The following is a 16,822-nucleotide window of genomic DNA, read 5'->3' on the forward strand; positions in this document are numbered from 1 at the left end:
TATGAGTATTTTTCTAATCCGACATGCTGAAAGTGAAGCCAACATTAATGGAAAAACCCTTTCACATGCTTCAATTGCTTTAAGTGAAAATGGGCATAAACAAGCGCAGACACTATGTTCAAAACTGCCTAAAATTGATCATGTGATTGTGTCTCAATATTTGCGTACACATCAAACCGCTGCCCCACTACTAGAAAAATATAATCTCAATTTTGAAGTAGATGAACATTTGCATGAATTTAGCTATTTGTCTGAGCGTAAATGTGCCAATACCAATATGGACGACCGTAAAGCTTGGGTAAATGCATATTGGGAAAAAATGGATTATCAGCATAAAGATGCCGACGATGCAGAATCTTTTGAAGATCTATATATGCGAGTTCAAGCTTTTCTTGAGAAGTTAAAAGCTTTGAATGAAAACTATGTCCAAAAGAATTTGGCTGTATTTAGTCATGGACATTTTTTGCAGCTTTTGATGATGCAAATACAACAACCTCAACCAATTTCCAAAGATTTAATGCAGCAATTTAGATACAACTTGGTTTATCAACCAATTAGAAATACTCAGGTTTTTAATTATTGAACTGATCAATTTCGTATAAGTTACTTTTAGACTTTTAGGAACTTCAAAACAATGAAAAAAATAATAACATTGCTACTCTTTTTTTGTATGACAGTAACTCTTTCAGCTTGCTCACAGAAAGAAATTTATCTTACTCCAGAAGTGACAGGCTATATTTATAATAACGCTACGAAAGAACCTCTAAGACAACAAAAAGGCTTTATTGAATTTAATGGTTTAACTCCAAATGATGCTCCCGAGCTTGTTTTAAATAAAGATGGTAGCTTCATATTAAAGCCAATTTCAAAAAAATATTACTTTTTTAAACCAGACATGCATGAGTACTCTAACATGGCTGCTTTAATTTATATTAGTTTTGATGGGTTTAAGGTAAAAGATATAGACTATTCTGAGGAGAAATATAAAAGAATAAAAGCTGATGAAGGTGAATTCAGACCTTATAAAAAAGTTAATTTAGGTGTTGTTTATCTAGACTCTGAAAAATAAGGCCCGTTCACAACTCATTATTTATAAAAGTGAGTAGTTTTAGACAGAAATAACGACTAATAGCTAAATAAAGAGGCCGAAACCTCTTTATTTTTGTGTCATAAAAAATCAGTCATCAATCAGAGTGAACTCTTACTCAGGAGTGCCTTTAACCAAAGACTGACGATCATATAACTAAAGAAAAGAATATATGCGCTCAGACCAACATCGACTGCTGAGCAGAGATACCCGCAATTGCACCCTGCGATGATGCTGCGGTAACTGAAGACATGAGTGGATTAGCGAGATCACCAGCAGCATAGATACCAGACATACTGGTTTCACGACGCTCATCAACTTTAATTGCTATACCGAAAGGTGTATCGACCGTTTCAAGACCTAATGGTTCGTGTAGGCCTGCGGATGGCTTAGTGTCTGGATGTGCGAATAGGATATCAACCATGACGTTTTGGTGGTTATCGAAGCATACCGTTGCACCACGCCCTTCATTGTGGACAATTTCGGTAATCTGGCCTTCTACCACATTTACATTACGGCGTTCGAGATCTGCCAGAATATCAGCAGAAATCTCGTGACCATTAGTAAAGACCGTTAATGTACTCGTCCAATCATGATATAGACGTACATAATTGTGGGACTTTGGGCCAGACCAAATGAGTCCCCAATGTTGTTCAGCAACTTCAAAACCGTCACAGTAAGGACAAGGCACGATGGATCTGCCCCAATTTTCAGCAAAACCAGAAATATCAGGCATCTGGTCGACCACACCATAGCTTAAGATAAGACGGCGTGCGCCCATAGTTTTACCATCGCTCGTAAGGACCGAGAAGTTATCGATAGAACCTGAGATGCTTTCAGCCCGGGCATTGACTAACTTAATCGTTGGATAGCGTTCTAACTGTTGACGTGCTTCAGCTAAGATTTCCAGCGGTGGCTTATGGTCATGTCCAAGCAAACCATGAGAATGACCAGCGAAACGATTGCGCGGCAGGCCCGTATCAAGAACAGTAACCTTACGACGAGCACGGCCGAGTTGCAGTGCAGCAGCAAGACCAGCAAAACTGCCGCCTATAATGATGACGTCATCCATAGTGATAGGCTCCTAATTTAAATCAAGAAGTTAGGTAATGCCTGAGGTTCAATACCCTGCTCAGATATTTAGTTGTAACAGGCAATAAATACACTTCTGCATTGCAGAGAAAGTCACCCATCACTGTGCTAACCAACCGAACGACTAAGATCTTATCAATCGATTGCACATTTAGGATACTTTATGGTATCGTAATTCAATAATTAAGATACTGTCAAGGACTATAATTATTGTGAGCGAGAAAAAGAGAAGTCAACGCGGTCGACCAATAAATCAAGAATTAGCTAAAACGATAGTTGATACGGCGTATGAGCTTTTTGTCGAATTGGGTTTTCAAGCAGCAACATTGGACAAAGTTGCCCAAAAAGCAAAAATATCGAAGCTTAGTATCTATCGGCACTTTGAGAACAAGGAAGCCCTTTTCAGTGCAGCAATATTGGCCCGATGCCAACAGTTTGCACCACAAAATCTTTTTGAAGGAATCCAAGGCTCGGCCGAAGAACAGCTTATGGCAGCAGGTTCATCTTTACTGCGTACATTATTAAGTTCAGATGTTCGCAGTGTCGAGGCTATGATCGTAGCTGACAAAACAAATCAAAAATCATTAAGCAAGCTTCATTACGATGCAGGCCCTACTCATGTCATCGCCCAAATCGAAGCCATGCTATGTCAGTTGCATACAAAAGAGCTTCTGAATGTGCCTAATCCTCATCAATCTGCGCGAATGTTTGCCGCGCTTTTTAAAGGATCTGATTTATTAATGATTGCACGTTTTGATGAAGCGAAAGCAACGGACGATAATGAAATCGAATCCTATTGTCGATCGGCTGTTGAAATGTTCATCGCTGCTCATGGTGGTAGCAACTAGATGAATTAATAGGCTTTGCTTTATCTTACGGCGCAAGCCTATAACAGGTAGATGTAAATAAAGCGACTCTATTATTCAAACCATCTGTTATCACCACTTCATAATGCGCGAATTTTTTACTACTTCCGACTTTAATTGCCGTTGCAAATAACACCTTATCTTTCGCACCGCTCATATAACGAATATCAGCCTGTAGGCCTGTATATGGCGCATCCCCTGCATTACAAGCCATCGCAAAAGCGATATCGGCTAAAGAAAATATAACACCACCATGCACGCCGCCCAATGCATTCATGTGTTCGTCTTTTACATTAAGCTTGCAACGCGCTTCATCAAAACTGCGATGCAGCACTTGTACACCCAATAGCTCTGCGAATTGATCAACCGCAGTAATTTCCATTTTTTGCACAAACGTCTCCCTACTCGTGCGAGTATTCCTTAAGTGTTATAAATCTATGTGTATTGAAATCGACTGATTAAAAGCCGTTAAACACTATCTTGTTTAATCTGATAGTTTGAAGAACTAAAGTCCTTATAGGTCAGGCGGTCATCCAACTCTGAGCTTAAAGGCTGGACCTCTTGCATTGAATTTAAGCAGCGCTGTGCAAGCTCAATGTATTCTTGCGTGCCTCTGGTTTTCCACTTTTTTTCTTGTTCTGATAAATCGCGTGCAACTTTGGCAGGACTGCCCATTGCCAGTACATTTGCCGGAATAATATCTTTGGTTTTGACCAAGCTATTTGCACCAATAATGGTGTTCTCACCAATTTCAGCATAGTCTAAAATTACGCTGTTCATGCCGACCAAAACATTTTTTCCAATGCGGCAGCCATGTAAAGTTGTGCCATGCCCAATGTGGCCCATTTCCTCAACTAAAGTCACGCTTTGCGGAAAGCCATGTACGGTGCAGCTATCTTGTATATTGGCATTTTGCTTAATATGAATACGACCAAAATCGGCACGCAATGAAGCAAATGGCCCTACATATACACCCGCTTCAATAATCACATCACCAATTAAAACAGCGGTTGGATGTACAAAAGCCTCTGGGCTGACCACCGGAATAACACCGTCAATACTATAACAAGGCATGATTTAACCTCTCATTTGTCGCCACCAAACCTCCGAAACGTCGCCAGTAATGTGCTGTGGCATTTGGCATTGGTCCTTCTGCTGTTGCGGCAACAGACAAGAAGTATTCATCCGCAGGTTCAAATACTTTTTTATAAATATTCATTGATAAAGTTCGTGCACTAATTGCAGGCCAGTCAGTTGGCAACAACTCAAGCGGTAATGCAGGGTCTTTCAACAAAATCCGTCGATAATAATGAATCAGCAAAGTTCGAATTTGAAAGGCCTGAACAGGTTCGAGTTGTTCGTTTTCCTGCATCAGCAACACGCCAATTTCTCTAAAAATATCGAGAAACTGTAGATATCTTTGGCGTAATTCATCGATGGGCCAGTTGGTTCTGAGCATACGACCAATGGTATCGACCGAATTATTAAAGAGCTGCAATGTTTCGGCTTTAAACACCACCACTTGCTCACTCATATTTAAGTCAACCAACAAGCGTTGCAGTTCAATACGGTTACACCCCGGATAAGCCATTAAGTTTGTCGAAATATTGGCAAACCCTAACCATTCGAGTTCTTTCTTTAGCAACGCTTTATTTTCGGTGTCGAGACTAGACATCAGAATAAGATCCCAATAATGGTCCCACTCTTTCATCTGGTCGTTATAAATACGTTGCTCGGCTTGCAAATAGGTCGAACGGCTTGAATCGGTAATTCGATAAAAACTGGTTCTGCCAATTTTGTCTGAACATAACCAATCATTTTTAACTAAACGAAAAACAGAGGTTCTTACAGCACGATCATTAAAACCAAATAGCTCTAATAACTGAATCAGGCTTGCAAGACTGATATTTCCACCCCGATGAAGTACTGAATCTCCAAAAATTGTCGAAATAAGCGAAGTTCCACTTAAGGTTTCATTCTTTACAACAGAATCAATTATTTGCTGTATTTTTGCACTCATACTCATGTCTTGGCGTTTAGTTTCAGGGTATAGATTCTATACCCTGAATGATCTTGATGTTAAGCAATCTGACGCATATCGATTACCCGCTTTGCCTTTCCTTCCGAACGAGGTAAGGTCGCTTCTGTAACAACTTCTACAGTAACGCTAATCCCAATCATGGTTTTAATGCGTTTCATCAACTCCTGAGCAAGTTGATTGGCCTGTATAGTACAGTTATGACACATCTCTGTACGAATATGCAAAGTATCCATATGACCTTTCTTAGTCACCAAAATTTCATAATTTGGAACTAAATGCGGAACTTGCAAAATTTGCTCTTCAATTTGAGTCGGGAAAACGTTCACGCCGCGAATAATCAGCATGTCGTCACTGCGGCCCACAATTTTATCCATTTTACGCATCGCCAGATTTTCGCCAGCGAGCAAACGGGTCAAATCACGGGTACGATAACGAATAATCGGCAAGCCTTCTTTGGTAATGGTGGTAAAGACTAACTCGCCAAGTTCGCCATCTTTACAGACTTCACCTGTTTCAGGGTTAATAATTTCAGGGTAGAAATGATCTTCCCAAATGGTTAGCCCTTCGCCTTCACCTAGACATTGCATGGCAACGCCCGGTCCCATCACCTCAGACAAACCATAAATATCGAGTGCTTTAATATTAAGACGTTCTTCAATTTCACGGCGCAGTTCGTTGGTCCACGGCTCGGCACCAAAAATACCGACTTTTAAAGACGTATTACGTGCAGTACCAAATTGCTGTTCTAGCTTTTCAATAATACTCACGCAATATGATGGTGTGACCATAATTGCAGTCGGTTTAAAGTCTTGAATAAGCTGAACTTGCTTTTCAGTTTGTCCACCAGACATTGGAATAACCGTTGCACCTAAGCGCTCAGCACCATAATGTGCGCCTAGTCCACCTGTAAATAGTCCATAGCCATAAGCCACCTGAACCATATCTTTCGCAGTTAAACCCGCCATGCGTAAGCAACGCGCAACAATGTCCGACCACGTATTAATATCTTTTTGGGTATAACCCACCACAGTCGGTTTACCTGTTGTGCCTGATGATGCATGTAAACGCACAATTTGCTCTTGCGGTACAGCAAACATTCCAAACGGATAGTTGTCTCTTAAATCCTGTTTGGTGGTAAATGGAAATTTTGCCAGATCATCTAAAGTCACGAAGTCGTCAGGATGAACACCTGCTTCATCGAACTTTTTCTTATAGACCGGACTATTTTCATATACAAAAGTCAGGGTTTGTTTTAACCGTTTAGTTTGCAGCTCTCTAAGCTCTGCAAGTGTTAATTGTTCAACATTATCCGTTGTAAGGCTGTCCATCGCCTATCTCCTCATTATGTAATTTTTTAAAACCGTCTAAATTAATTTAAATTTTCCAAAATCAGTGCGACGCCTTGTCCAACACCCACACACATCGTGCAAAGTGCATAGCGTCCACCGCGTTTTTTTAGCTCACGTGTTGCCGTAATCACTAAACGTGTACCGCTCATACCGAGCGGATGTCCTAACGCAATCGCACCACCATTTGGGTTAACGCGTTCATCGTCATCTTTTAGGCCAAGTTCACGCATACAAGCCAAAGATTGGGCTGCGAATGCTTCATTTAGTTCAATCACATCCATCTGATCTAGCGTTAAACCTGTTTGCTTTAAAATCTTCTGCACAGCCGGAACAGGACCTATACCCATATATTTGGGTTCAACCCCCGCACTTGCAATGCCAATCACACGTGCTAAAGGTTTTAAACCATGTGTATCTGCAAATTCACGGTTGGTAATTAACACACACGCTGCGCCATCATTTACACCAGAGGCATTTCCGGCAGTCACCGAACCACCTTCTTTTTTAAACGGCGCTTTTAGTTTTGCGAGTGCTTCAAGTGTTGTTTCACGCGGATGTTCATCGCGGTTCACCACATTCACATTTTTCTTACGATCTACAATCTCGACAGGCAAAATCTCGTCGTTAAAAAAACCATTTTGCTGTGCCGCAGCCGTTTTTTGTTGGCTACGCAATGCAAACGCATCTTGGTCTTCACGACTAATCTGATATTTTTCAGCTACATTTTCGGCTGTTTCAGGCATGCTGTCGGTGCCGTATTGTGCTTTGAGTTGCTTATTTACAAAACGCCAGCCAATGGTGGTGTCATAAATTTCAGGTGTACGGCTAAACGCTTCGGTCGGTTTAGCTTGTACAAATGGCGCACGGCTCATTGACTCCACACCACCTGCCAACACAAACTGCGCTTCACCTGCTTTAATTGAGCGCGCCGCAAGTCCTACTGCATCTAAACCCGATGCACACAGACGATTGACCGTCATCGCTGGTACACTATCAGGTAAGCCTGCTAACAGTGTTGCCATACGTGCGACGTTACGGTTGTCTTCACCTGCTTGGTTAGCACATCCTAAAAACACTTCGTCTACCGTATTCCACGGCAAGTTCGGGTGTTTATCTTTTAAATATTTGATGGGCAATGCAGCTAAATCATCTGCACGTACTGCACTTAAGGCACCTGCATATCGTCCAATTGGGGTACGAATAAAATCGCAAATTAAAACGTCTTCCATGTTGACTCCTGATTATGCAAATTCGGTCATATCACGTGAATATTGAGTAGCAATATTTTGAGTTTTCGCTACATATTGCTTGAGGTAGATACTCGCGCGATATTTTTCCTCTCCATACAGTGCAAATAAGTTATTTAAGGTTTGGAGGACATAAGCGCCGCCCATTTGTGTCAACCACTGGTAAGGACCCTTAGGATAATTCACTCCATATTTCATGGCATTATCAATATCTTCCAGACTCGCAACACCATGTAAACTTGCTTCGCAGGCTTCATTAATGAGTAAAGCGATGGTGCGTAAGGTTAACAGTGCCGGATGGTCTTTAATCCACATGACGCTGATACCAAACTGCGCAAAGTACGCTTCAACTTTAGCGAGATCACTTGCTTCACAAAGTTCGTTATGACTGAGTACTAAAGCCTCTGCGTGCTCAAAATCATGGTGCCAATCCATTAAAACCACTTTACGGCTTAAGTAATGAATATTGGCTGACTCACCTTGGCTTAAACGTAAGTCGATATCATCAATTTGAAGGATATTGTCGTCACTCGCAGATCCGCTTTTTAAACCTAAACGCTTTAAAAAAGCAGGTAGCTGAGACCAAGTCCCTTTTAGCTGAATATGGGCATCGACAGGCTTGGCAACCACAGCTTGAGGCTGAAATGTCTCGTACTGATTTTTTTCGTTATAGGTATAAAAGCCTTGTTTTGACTTACGGCCCCAAGCACCTGCATCGACCAATTCTTTTTGAATGAGGCTTGGACGGTAGCGTGGTTCGTAAAAAAACTCTTGGTAAACGCTTTGGGTTACCGAAAAGTTAACATCTTGCCCAATGAGGTCGGTTAGTTCACAAGGCCCCATCGCAAAACCGCCACATTGCTTTAAGGCATAATCTAGCTGGTCATAGCTGGTGACTTGTTCTTGCAGTGCTCTAAAGCCTTCTGCATAAAATGGCCGTGCAATTCGGTTAACAATAAAACCGGGAGTCGACTTGGTGAGTACTGGAATTTTTTTCCAATTCAACATCAAATTTTTTAGAGCCAAACATAAGCTGTTTGGTGTTTTTAAGCCTTGTACAATTTCGACCAATTTCATGACTGGCGCAGGGTTAAAAAAGTGTAAACCTACTACGCGCTCAGGATGAGCAATACCCGCCGAAATTGCAGTCACTGAAATTGAAGATGTATTGCTTGCAAAAATGGTTTGCGCACTACAAATTTCAGCGAGTTGCTTAAATAAAGACTGTTTAACTTCTTTTTTCTCAACCACTGCTTCAATCACCAAGTCGACATCACGCAGTGCTTCAACTTGGTTGACCACCGTTAAACGCGCTAAGGCTTCATCAGCTTGCTGCTCTGTGAGCTTGTTCTTTTCAACCAGCTTTTTAAATGTCTGCCCTAAGCCTTGAGCGGCTTGTTGCGCTTTTTGAGTGTCCAGATCATATAAAACAGTCGAATGCCCATTGACGATCGCTAACTGAGCAATGCCGATGCCCATGGTGCCAGAACCAATAACGGCAATTCGGGCACGAGATAAGTCTAAATCTGTCATGCTTAACGCCCTTTAAAATTTGGTTCACGTTTATTCATAAAGGCTTGTACCCCTTCACGATAATCTTCTGAACGACCCGCAATACGTTGTAAATCTCGTTCTAACAGCATTTGCTCTTCAAAGGTGTTATTGCTTGATTGATGAATGGCTTTTTTAATGAGAGATAGACCAAAAGTAGGTTGTTTCGCTAAACGTTCAGCGAGTTCAGTCACTTTTTCTTTAAGCTCAGCGTCCTCAACCACATCCCAAATCATGCCCCATTCTTTTGCGGTTTCTGCTGGTAGCTTGTCACCTAACAAAGCCAATCCCATCGCACGCGCATGCCCTACAGCACGTGGTAAAAACCATGTACCCGCAGAGTCTGGAACCAAACCTAAGCGGCAAAAGGCTTGTACAAAGTTTGCCGATTTAGCTGCAATCACCAAATCACACGCCAGTGCAATATTTGCCCCTGCACCTGCTGCTACACCATTTACGGCGCAAATCACAGGCTTTGGCATATTTACAATCGTTTTAATGAGCGGGTTATAGTAAGTTTCAATGGAATATCCTAAATCTGGAGCTTCAGCGTTTGGGTCTACTACACGATCACCTAAATCTTGTCCTGCACAGAAGCCACGGCCTTCGCCACTAATCACAACACAGCGGACATCCGGATTTTTGGTCCACTGGTTTAAAACCTCGGCCACTTCACGGTGCATATCAACGTTAAAGCTATTCAGTGCTTTTGGGCGGTTAAATGTCAGGTAGCCAACACCATTTTTTTCTTCAGCAATAATATTTTGATAGTCCATCACTCACCTCTAAACACTGGCTTTCTTTTCTCAAAGAAAGCATTAATCCCTTCGTTTCGATCTTTTGTAGCCGCCAGCCAGACAAAGTTTTGACGTTCAAACTTCAGTCCCTGACTTAACGTTGTTTCATGAATACTTTTAATTGATTGTTTAATCACGCGAATCGCTAAAGGCGCTTGTTTGGCAATTTTTTCTGCAAGTTGAACCGCATATTCAACGGTTAATTCGGTCGGAACCACTTGACTACAAATGCCATGTTGCTCGGCTTGTTTTGCCGAAATCATCTCACCTGTCATGGCCCAGCGCATGGTGAGTTGTTGTCCAACCAAGCGCGCTAAACGCTGTGTTCCGCCTGCACCCGGCAACATACCAAGACCAATTTCAGGTAAAGCAAAACGGGCATTTTCACCGCAAATCACCATATCTGAATGCAAAACCAACTCAAACCCAGCGCCTAAGGCATAGCCATTGACTGCGCTAATGAGTGGCTTACTAAACGCATCAATTTTCTGCCAAAGCTTCGGGCGAATATCGAGTTGCAAAGACACGGCGTCCATTGCAGCCAACTCACTAAGATCTGCTCCAGCCGCAAAACACTGAGCGTTACCCGTTAAAACCACTGCTTTGACTTGAGCATTATGTTCAGCTTCTTCGAGCAACTCGCATAAACACTGCAATGTTGCATTGTTTAAAGCATTTCTTTTTTCTGGACGGTTTAGGGTTAATAATAAAACACCGTCAGCAGCTGTACTGGCTTTGATCAACTCTTGCATGACAGCCTCTATTCATCAAAACTCAAGCGAACATTTGAGCCTTTTGGTAAGGTCTGACAGCTCAGCACATAGCCCTTTTCAACTTCATCTTCTTCAAGACTATAGTTAAGGAACATATCAACTTCGCCAGAAAGCACCTTACAACGACAGGTCGCACACACCCCACCTTTACATGCATACGGTAAGTCGGCACCCGCACGTAAAGCCGCATCAAGAATACTTTCATCATCTTGAGCCACAGAAACAATCAGCTCACGACCATCTAAAATGATGTTTACTTTTTCTTCTTTACGGTTTGCATCCGCTTCAACACTACGTTTACGCGCTTGTCCTGTATGGAAACGTTCGGTGTGAATGCGCTCTTTGGCAATACCAAAGTTCGGTAAAGTATTTTCTACGGCATTCATCATTTCGTCCGGGCCGCAGGCAAAAACATGGTCAAAGTTTTTTTCAAGCACTTCAAAATCAAAAAGTTGCTTAAGCTTTTCTGCATCAATACGACCGTTCATCAGTTCACTATCGTTGAACTCACGAGAAAAAATATTGATGAGTTGAAAGCGTTCTTTAAACTGATCTTTCAAATCCATAATTTGCTCGGCAAACATGGTTTGTTTCCATGAACGATTGCCATAGAGCAAGGTAAAGTTAGCTTCAGGTTGTTCAAATAAAACTTGTTTAATAATTGATAGAATTGGCGTGATACCACTACCCGCAGCAACGCCTAAATAGTTTTGTCCGCCCATCTTGGCTGCTTTTTGAAAAAACACACCTTGTGGTGGCATGACTTCAAGCACATCGCCCACTTTTAAATGGTCATTTGCCCAGTTTGAAAATTGACCCTGATCAATTTTTTTAACCGCAATACTGATGTCTTCTTTGCCCGCATAGCTACAAATTGAATAGCAACGGCGGATTTCACCCGCTTCAGTTAAATGGCGAATGGTTAAATGTTGCCCCGGTTGAAATTGAAATTGTTCTTGTTGTTCAGGTACAACGTCAAATGCAATACAAATTGCCTGATCGGTTTGCGGTGTAATACTTTTTACTTTTAATGGTACAAATTGGCTCATGGCTGATTTCCTTATCTAAAGACTTAAATACATTTGAAGTAATCAAAAGGCTCAAGACAGTCCTGACATTTATAAAGTGCTTTACAGGCGGTGGAACTAAACTCTGTTAACAGTCGGGTATGTCGGCTTTTGCAACGTGGGCACTCGACACCATCATTTAAATGAACGTGAGTTCCACACTGATGCGCCAACCCCTCAGGTGGTGCAATGCCATAAACTTGCAGTTTCTTTTTCCCTGCTTCAGACATCCAGTCCGTGGTCCATGCTTCTGATAAATCGACCATGACTTTGACCGGTGTCAAAGCTTCTGCGGTAAATGCCTCCACAATTTGTGCTTTGAGCATATCTGTTGCTGGGCAACCGCTATATGTCGGAGTTAGACGAACAATAATTTCTTGTTGATCGTTAATCTCTACACCGCGAATCATGCCCAAATCGACAACCGATAAAACCGGAATTTCAGGGTCACTTACCGTTTGTAGAACATCCCAACATTGGTCGATGCAATGACGAATCATTTGCATGGCTCACCTCCTTGTCTTACCAGGTCATGCCCGGATAAGTTCTTTGAATACATTGCATTTCAGCCAATAAATAACCCAAATGCTCGGTATGCAATCCTTGTTTCGCACCACGGCGATAAGCACCGTTCACAGCAACATTTAATTCAAAACGCTTAAGCTCATCTGCAATGGTTTGGTTCCATTGTTCTTTTTCATTTGAAAAATCTGGAATCACACCTTCTGCAACTAATACTTGTTCGTCTGCACTCAGTTCAAATAATTCAGCGGTAAAGCGCCATAAATTATTTAAACCGTCTTGTACACGTTGATGTGCTTCATCTGTGCTTAAACTTAAACGTTCCATCCAGCTAGTCGAAAAGCGGATGTGATACTTCACTTCTTTTAAAGATTTGACAGCAAGCGCACTTAATTCAGGAAGTGAGCTTTGTGTTAAAGCCGTAAATAAATGAAGATGGTAATGGTCCATCAACCACTGGCGTACAATCGTTTGTGCAAAGTCACCATTGGGTTGTTCACACAACAAAAGGTTTAAAAACTCACGTTCTGTACGGAAATACGCAAGTTGGTCTTCATCACGCTTAGCTTCATCATATTGACCAGCCAAAGTCAGAAAGTTTCTTGCTTGACCTAACAAGTCCAAGCTGATATTTGCTAAGGCAATATCAATTTCTAGCTCAGGTGCATGCCCGCACCATTCAGCCAAACGCTGAGATAAAACCAGTTGACTGTCGCCAATATGTAATAAGAATTTAGATAAAACTGAATGATTCATTTGCCATTCCCCTTACATGTGCTCAATGCCATCTGGGATATGGTAAAAAGTCGGATGACGATAAACCTTGTCTAAAGAAGGATCGAAAAATTCAGCTTTTTCATCTGGCTGTGAAGATTTAATCAGTTCTGAACGAACTACCCAAATGCTAATTCCTTCATTACGACGCGTGTAAACATCACGAGCATGTTGCAGTGCGATTTCATCATCAGGTGCTCTTAAGCTGCCTACATGACGGTGGCTTAAGCCTTGTTTACTACGTACAAATACTTCGTAGAGCGACCAGTTGTTTTTATCTTCCATTTTGATTTCCTCAAATTTTTCCATAAATCTTGTTAAGCCACTTTGTTCGCTTCAAGCTGCTGTTTTTTCGCGTAGACCACTGCTGCATCACGAACCCATTTGCCGTTTTCCCATGCTTTACGGCGTGCTTCAATACGCTCGTGATTACATGGTCCACGTCCGGCAATTACTTCATTAAATTCGTGCCAGTCAATCTCGCCAAACTCATAGTGGCCTGTTTCTTCATTGAACTTTAAATCTGGGTCCGGTACTTCCAAGCCAAGTTGCAACACTTGTGGCACGGTGTTATCAACAAACTTTTGACGTAATTCATCGTTACTAAAGCGTTTGATTTTCCACGCCATGCTTTGTGCGCTGTTTGGAGAGTGCTCATCACTTGGACCAAACATCATGAGTGCTGGCCACCAGAAACGATTCACTGCATCTTGCGCCATCTGTTTTTGTTCCGGTGTACCGTTTGCCAAAGCCATCATGGCTTCAAAACCTTGACGTTGGTGGAAACTTTCTTCTTTACAAATACGTACCATTGCACGTGCATATGGCCCGTAAGAGGTACGGCAAAGCGCAACTTGGTTCACAATGGCTGCCCCATCGACAAGCCATCCAATTGCAGCAACATCTGCCCAAGTCAAAGTTGGATAGTTAAAGATTGATGAGTATTTCATTTTCCCATTAATCAACTTTTCCATCATGTCATCACGGTCAGCACCTAAAGTTTCTGCTGCGCTATACAGATATAAACCATGACCCGCTTCATCTTGTACTTTCGCGAGCAAAACCGCTTTACGTTTTAAAGTCGGCGCACGCGTAATCCAGTTTCCTTCAGGCAACATACCTACAATTTCAGAATGGCCATGTTGCCCGATTTGACGAATCAATGTTTTGCGGTAGGCATCAGGCATTTGATCCTTAGCCTCGATCGTAATTTCATTGGCAATATTTTGTTCAAATTTCTGGTAATTGTTTTCCATTCTTTCATTCCCTGTAGGTATCACCCTTAAATCTATTTTTCGATACACAAAAAACAAAGTCAACTAATTTTTTAGTATCAAATTAAATCTACAGCAACAAAACAATACAAGCTATTGAAATTAATAAAATTAAGTTAAATGTAAAAAACTTTTTTACTTTTAAAAATCAAAATAAAGTTGACTTTTAGACAAATTAATCTGAAATTATGAATCATATTTTTGCAATTTTTATAATTGATGTATCAAATAAAAAAGGAGTTTGGTCATGCTTGAACAAGCACACCTAGAAGGAACCTCAACTGACACAGATTTTCAGCAGTCTGAGCATCAACTGCCTCATCTTGCTTCTTATGTCTATGGAACATGGCATTCGTCTGACGAAGAATTACGTACCGTTTATCATGCCATTACAGGTGAATCGATTTATGCCGTAAGTAGTCATGGCATAGATATGAAACGTGTTGTTCAATATGCCAAACAGAATGGTTCAGAACTGGCTAACTGGACGTTTCACCAACGTGCCAATGCGTTAAAACAAATTGCCCAACATTTACTTGAACGTAAGGAAGACTTCTACAAACTTGCTTATGCCACAGGCGCAACTCGTAAAGATGCGTGGATTGATATTGAAGGCGGGATCCAGACATTATTTGCTTATTCAAGTCTGGTTCGCCGTGAACTTAATGATGAAAAAATTATTACTGAAGATAGCTGGATTCAACTCTCTAAAAACGGCACTTTCGGCGCTAAACACATTTTAAGCCCTAAAGCAGGTGTTGCCGTTCACATTAATGCTTTTAACTTCCCAATTTGGGGAATGCTTGAAAAGATTGCACCGGCTCTACTAGCAGGCGTGCCATGTATAGTGAAACCAGCAACCGATGGTGCCCAATTAACTCAAGCGGTTGTAAAAGCCATTGAAGAGGCACATGTATTACCAAAAGGCTCGCTACAACTCATTTGTGGTCAGACTTATGACCTGTTAGAACAGTTAGGCCCACAAGACTGTGTCACGTTTACGGGTTCTGCTTACACAGGCCAAAAACTGCGTAACCACCCTCACCTCAATAAATATTCGATTCCATTTAGTATGGAAGCCGACTCGGTAAACAGTGCAATTTTAAGCCCTGAGGCAAATGAAGAAACTGTCGATTTATTTGTGCGTGAAGTCTTCCGTGAAATGACCACCAAAGCAGGCCAAAAATGTACTGCAATTCGTCGTGCTTTCGTTCCTGAAAATTTGTTAGCGACTGTGCAAGAGAAGCTAACTGCCAAACTTGCTAAAGTTGTGGTGGGTGATCCTCAAAAAGAAGAAACCACCATGGGGGCTTTAGCGAGCATTAAACAAAAACATGACGTTGCAGAAAAAGTTGCCGAACTCAGCAAAGATGCAAAAATTGTTTTTGGTGGCAACGATAACTTCACATTTAATGCAGACCATCCTGAAAAAGGTGCTTTTTTCGCTCCAACTTTATTGGTGTGCGAACAACCTTTACAAGCGACACATGTGCATACCACAGAAGCTTTCGGTCCGGTATGTACACTCATGCCATATCAAAACATTGAAGAACTCGCTGACCTTGTTTCACGTGGTGAAGGTAGCTTAGTGGCTTCTGTCGTTAAAAATAACGATGAGAATATTGAGCAGATTATTCAAAAAATTGCGCCTTGGCATGGGCGTGTGCATGTACTCGATGCAGAGTCAGCAAAAGAAAGTACAGGTCATGGTTCACCACTTCCACATTTAGTACACGGCGGCCCTGGTCGTGCAGGTGGCGGTGAAGAATTAGGTGGTATTCGCGCGGTTAAACATTATATGCAGCGCACTGCAATTCAAGGCTCTCCAAATAGCCTGACGCAAATTACTCACTCATGGACTGCTGGCTCAAAAGTTAATGAGGACCGTGTACATCCATTTAAAAAGTCTTTTGATGAGTTAGTGATTGGTGAACGTTTATTAACGGCGCGTCGTACAGTCACCGAAGCAGATATTGTCAATTTTGCTTGTTTAAGCGGTGACTACTTCTATGCACATACTGACAAAATTGCGGCTGCCGAGTCTTTCTTTGGAGAGCGTGTGGCACACGGCTATTTCATTGTGTCTGCCGCAGCAGGTCTATTTGTAGATGCAGCACAAGGCCCTGTGATTGCCAATTACGGTATGGACAACTTACGCTTTGTTGAACCGGTTAAAATTGGTGACTCGATTCAGGTTGAACTCACCTGTAAGCAAAAAACACCTAAACCACAAAAAGACCCGTCTCAGCCTGCACATGGCGTTGTGGTATGGGATATTAAAGTCAAAAACCAACGCGGTGAACTTGTCGCAACTTACGACATTTTAACTTTAGTTGCTCGCGAGGCTTAATGTTTAAAATGAGATGGGGTCACCTCGTCCCC

18 protein-coding genes are annotated in these 16,822 nt (G+C 41.8%); 4 read left to right on the top strand and 14 right to left on the bottom strand.

The annotated features are described in order from the left end of the window. The first annotated feature begins 1 nt into the window (after position 1). Both ACIF8R_RS16365 and ACIF8R_RS16370 read left to right on the top strand, forming a co-directional pair. Positions 2–583, top strand: coding sequence for a histidine phosphatase family protein (locus ACIF8R_RS16365; RefSeq protein ID WP_396481975.1), 582 nt, complete (start codon positions 2–4; stop codon positions 581–583). A gap of 51 nt (positions 584–634) precedes the next feature. After that, a complete protein-coding gene (locus ACIF8R_RS16370; RefSeq protein WP_396481977.1) occupies positions 635–1,069 on the top strand; it encodes a hypothetical protein in 435 nt (144 codons plus the stop codon). 196 nt (positions 1,070–1,265) lie between these two features. Here ACIF8R_RS16370 and ACIF8R_RS16375 read toward each other — a convergent pair whose 3' ends face one another. Next, positions 1,266–2,159 carry an NAD(P)/FAD-dependent oxidoreductase gene (locus ACIF8R_RS16375; protein WP_396481979.1) on the bottom strand — a complete coding sequence of 298 codons (894 nt, stop codon included), beginning with the start codon at positions 2,157–2,159 and terminating at the stop codon, positions 1,266–1,268. Positions 2,160–2,391: 232 nt separating this feature from the next. On the opposite strand from ACIF8R_RS16375, the gene ACIF8R_RS16380 reads away from it, so the two are divergent. Further along, positions 2,392–3,027, top strand: a complete 636-nt coding sequence (locus ACIF8R_RS16380; RefSeq protein WP_396481981.1) for a TetR/AcrR family transcriptional regulator — start codon at positions 2,392–2,394, stop codon at positions 3,025–3,027. 25 nt (positions 3,028–3,052) lie between these two features. Here ACIF8R_RS16380 and ACIF8R_RS16385 read toward each other — a convergent pair whose 3' ends face one another. From ACIF8R_RS16385 to paaA, 13 genes are all read right to left on the bottom strand, one after another. Beyond that, complete coding sequence (locus ACIF8R_RS16385) at positions 3,053–3,436, bottom strand: PaaI family thioesterase (RefSeq protein ID WP_396481983.1); 384 nt, start codon at positions 3,434–3,436, stop codon at positions 3,053–3,055. A gap of 77 nt (positions 3,437–3,513) precedes the next feature. After that, complete coding sequence (locus tag ACIF8R_RS16390) at positions 3,514–4,119, bottom strand: DapH/DapD/GlmU-related protein (RefSeq protein WP_022574860.1); 606 nt, start codon at positions 4,117–4,119, stop codon at positions 3,514–3,516. Beyond that, positions 4,106–5,071, bottom strand: a complete 966-nt coding sequence (gene paaX / locus ACIF8R_RS16395; protein ID WP_000062822.1) for a phenylacetic acid degradation operon negative regulatory protein PaaX — start codon at positions 5,069–5,071, stop codon at positions 4,106–4,108. The genes ACIF8R_RS16390 and paaX overlap by 14 nt, the downstream gene beginning before the upstream one ends. Before the next feature lie 53 nt (positions 5,072–5,124). Beyond that, positions 5,125–6,414 carry a phenylacetate--CoA ligase PaaK gene (paaK, locus tag ACIF8R_RS16400; protein ID WP_017481515.1) on the bottom strand — a complete coding sequence of 430 codons (1,290 nt, stop codon included), beginning with the start codon at positions 6,412–6,414 and terminating at the stop codon, positions 5,125–5,127. Between the two features lie 41 nt (positions 6,415–6,455). Continuing rightward, positions 6,456–7,664 (bottom strand): 3-oxoadipyl-CoA thiolase, encoded by a 1,209-nt coding sequence (gene pcaF, locus ACIF8R_RS16405; RefSeq protein ID WP_000390387.1) that lies wholly within the window; start codon positions 7,662–7,664, stop codon positions 6,456–6,458. Between the two features lie 12 nt (positions 7,665–7,676). Beyond that, the gene (locus tag ACIF8R_RS16410; RefSeq protein WP_396481988.1) at positions 7,677–9,215 is read right to left on the bottom strand and encodes a 3-hydroxyacyl-CoA dehydrogenase; all 1,539 of its coding nucleotides are present in this window, start codon (positions 9,213–9,215) and stop codon (positions 7,677–7,679) included. 2 nt (positions 9,216–9,217) lie between these two features. After that, positions 9,218–10,009, bottom strand: a complete 792-nt coding sequence (paaG, locus tag ACIF8R_RS16415) for a 2-(1,2-epoxy-1,2-dihydrophenyl)acetyl-CoA isomerase PaaG (protein ID WP_396481990.1) — start codon at positions 10,007–10,009, stop codon at positions 9,218–9,220. Further along, complete coding sequence (locus tag ACIF8R_RS16420) at positions 10,009–10,782, bottom strand: enoyl-CoA hydratase-related protein (RefSeq protein WP_396481992.1); 774 nt, start codon at positions 10,780–10,782, stop codon at positions 10,009–10,011. The genes paaG and ACIF8R_RS16420 overlap by 1 nt, the downstream gene beginning before the upstream one ends. An 8-nt stretch (positions 10,783–10,790) precedes the next feature. After that, complete coding sequence (gene paaE, locus ACIF8R_RS16425) at positions 10,791–11,852, bottom strand: 1,2-phenylacetyl-CoA epoxidase subunit PaaE (protein ID WP_396481994.1); 1,062 nt, start codon at positions 11,850–11,852, stop codon at positions 10,791–10,793. A 23-nt stretch (positions 11,853–11,875) separates the two neighbouring features. Continuing rightward, entirely contained in the window at positions 11,876–12,376 is a 501-nt protein-coding gene (gene paaD, locus ACIF8R_RS16430) for a 1,2-phenylacetyl-CoA epoxidase subunit PaaD (RefSeq protein ID WP_001177938.1), read from the bottom strand. A 16-nt stretch (positions 12,377–12,392) separates the two neighbouring features. Beyond that, a complete protein-coding gene (gene paaC / locus ACIF8R_RS16435) occupies positions 12,393–13,148 on the bottom strand; it encodes a 1,2-phenylacetyl-CoA epoxidase subunit PaaC (protein WP_396481997.1) in 756 nt (251 codons plus the stop codon). 12 nt (positions 13,149–13,160) lie between these two features. Beyond that, a complete protein-coding gene (gene paaB / locus ACIF8R_RS16440; RefSeq protein ID WP_000389648.1) occupies positions 13,161–13,451 on the bottom strand; it encodes a 1,2-phenylacetyl-CoA epoxidase subunit PaaB in 291 nt (96 codons plus the stop codon). A gap of 32 nt (positions 13,452–13,483) precedes the next feature. After that, on the bottom strand, positions 13,484–14,422 hold the full coding sequence (gene paaA, locus ACIF8R_RS16445) for a 1,2-phenylacetyl-CoA epoxidase subunit PaaA (RefSeq protein WP_000431128.1): 939 nt from the start codon (positions 14,420–14,422) through the stop codon (positions 13,484–13,486). A 265-nt stretch (positions 14,423–14,687) separates the two neighbouring features. On the opposite strand from paaA, the gene paaZ reads away from it, so the two are divergent. Beyond that, the gene (paaZ, locus tag ACIF8R_RS16450; RefSeq protein ID WP_396481999.1) at positions 14,688–16,790 is read left to right on the top strand and encodes a phenylacetic acid degradation bifunctional protein PaaZ; all 2,103 of its coding nucleotides are present in this window, start codon (positions 14,688–14,690) and stop codon (positions 16,788–16,790) included. Positions 16,791–16,822: the final 32 nt, after the last annotated feature.

Origin of the sequence: Acinetobacter sp. ABJ_C4_1, from assembly GCF_044538495.1 — a bacterium.
GTDB lineage: Bacteria > Pseudomonadota > Gammaproteobacteria > Pseudomonadales > Moraxellaceae > Acinetobacter > Acinetobacter nosocomialis_A.

Coding starts and splice junctions, on each gene's coding strand:
- paaK (WP_017481515.1), bottom strand. CDS start 6,414: ATGGACAGCCTTACAACGGATAATGTTGAACAATTAACACTTGCAGAG.
- ACIF8R_RS16420 (WP_396481992.1), bottom strand. CDS start 10,782: ATGCAAGAGTTGATCAAAGCCAGTACAGCTGCTGACGGTGTTTTATTA.
- paaE (WP_396481994.1), bottom strand. CDS start 11,852: ATGAGCCAATTTGTACCATTAAAAGTAAAAAGTATTACACCGCAAACC.
- paaB (WP_000389648.1), bottom strand. CDS start 13,451: ATGGAAGATAAAAACAACTGGTCGCTCTACGAAGTATTTGTACGTAGT.
- ACIF8R_RS16390 (WP_022574860.1), bottom strand. CDS start 4,119: ATGCCTTGTTATAGTATTGACGGTGTTATTCCGGTGGTCAGCCCAGAG.
- paaG (WP_396481990.1), bottom strand. CDS start 10,009: ATGGACTATCAAAATATTATTGCTGAAGAAAAAAATGGTGTTGGCTAC.
- ACIF8R_RS16365 (WP_396481975.1), top strand. CDS start 2: ATGAGTATTTTTCTAATCCGACATGCTGAAAGTGAAGCCAACATTAAT.
- paaZ (WP_396481999.1), top strand. CDS start 14,688: ATGCTTGAACAAGCACACCTAGAAGGAACCTCAACTGACACAGATTTT.
- paaA (WP_000431128.1), bottom strand. CDS start 14,422: ATGGAAAACAATTACCAGAAATTTGAACAAAATATTGCCAATGAAATT.
- ACIF8R_RS16410 (WP_396481988.1), bottom strand. CDS start 9,215: ATGACAGATTTAGACTTATCTCGTGCCCGAATTGCCGTTATTGGTTCT.
- ACIF8R_RS16370 (WP_396481977.1), top strand. CDS start 635: ATGAAAAAAATAATAACATTGCTACTCTTTTTTTGTATGACAGTAACT.
- pcaF (WP_000390387.1), bottom strand. CDS start 7,664: ATGGAAGACGTTTTAATTTGCGATTTTATTCGTACCCCAATTGGACGA.
- paaD (WP_001177938.1), bottom strand. CDS start 12,376: ATGCAAATGATTCGTCATTGCATCGACCAATGTTGGGATGTTCTACAA.
- paaC (WP_396481997.1), bottom strand. CDS start 13,148: ATGAATCATTCAGTTTTATCTAAATTCTTATTACATATTGGCGACAGT.
- ACIF8R_RS16375 (WP_396481979.1), bottom strand. CDS start 2,159: ATGGATGACGTCATCATTATAGGCGGCAGTTTTGCTGGTCTTGCTGCT.
- paaX (WP_000062822.1), bottom strand. CDS start 5,071: ATGAGTATGAGTGCAAAAATACAGCAAATAATTGATTCTGTTGTAAAG.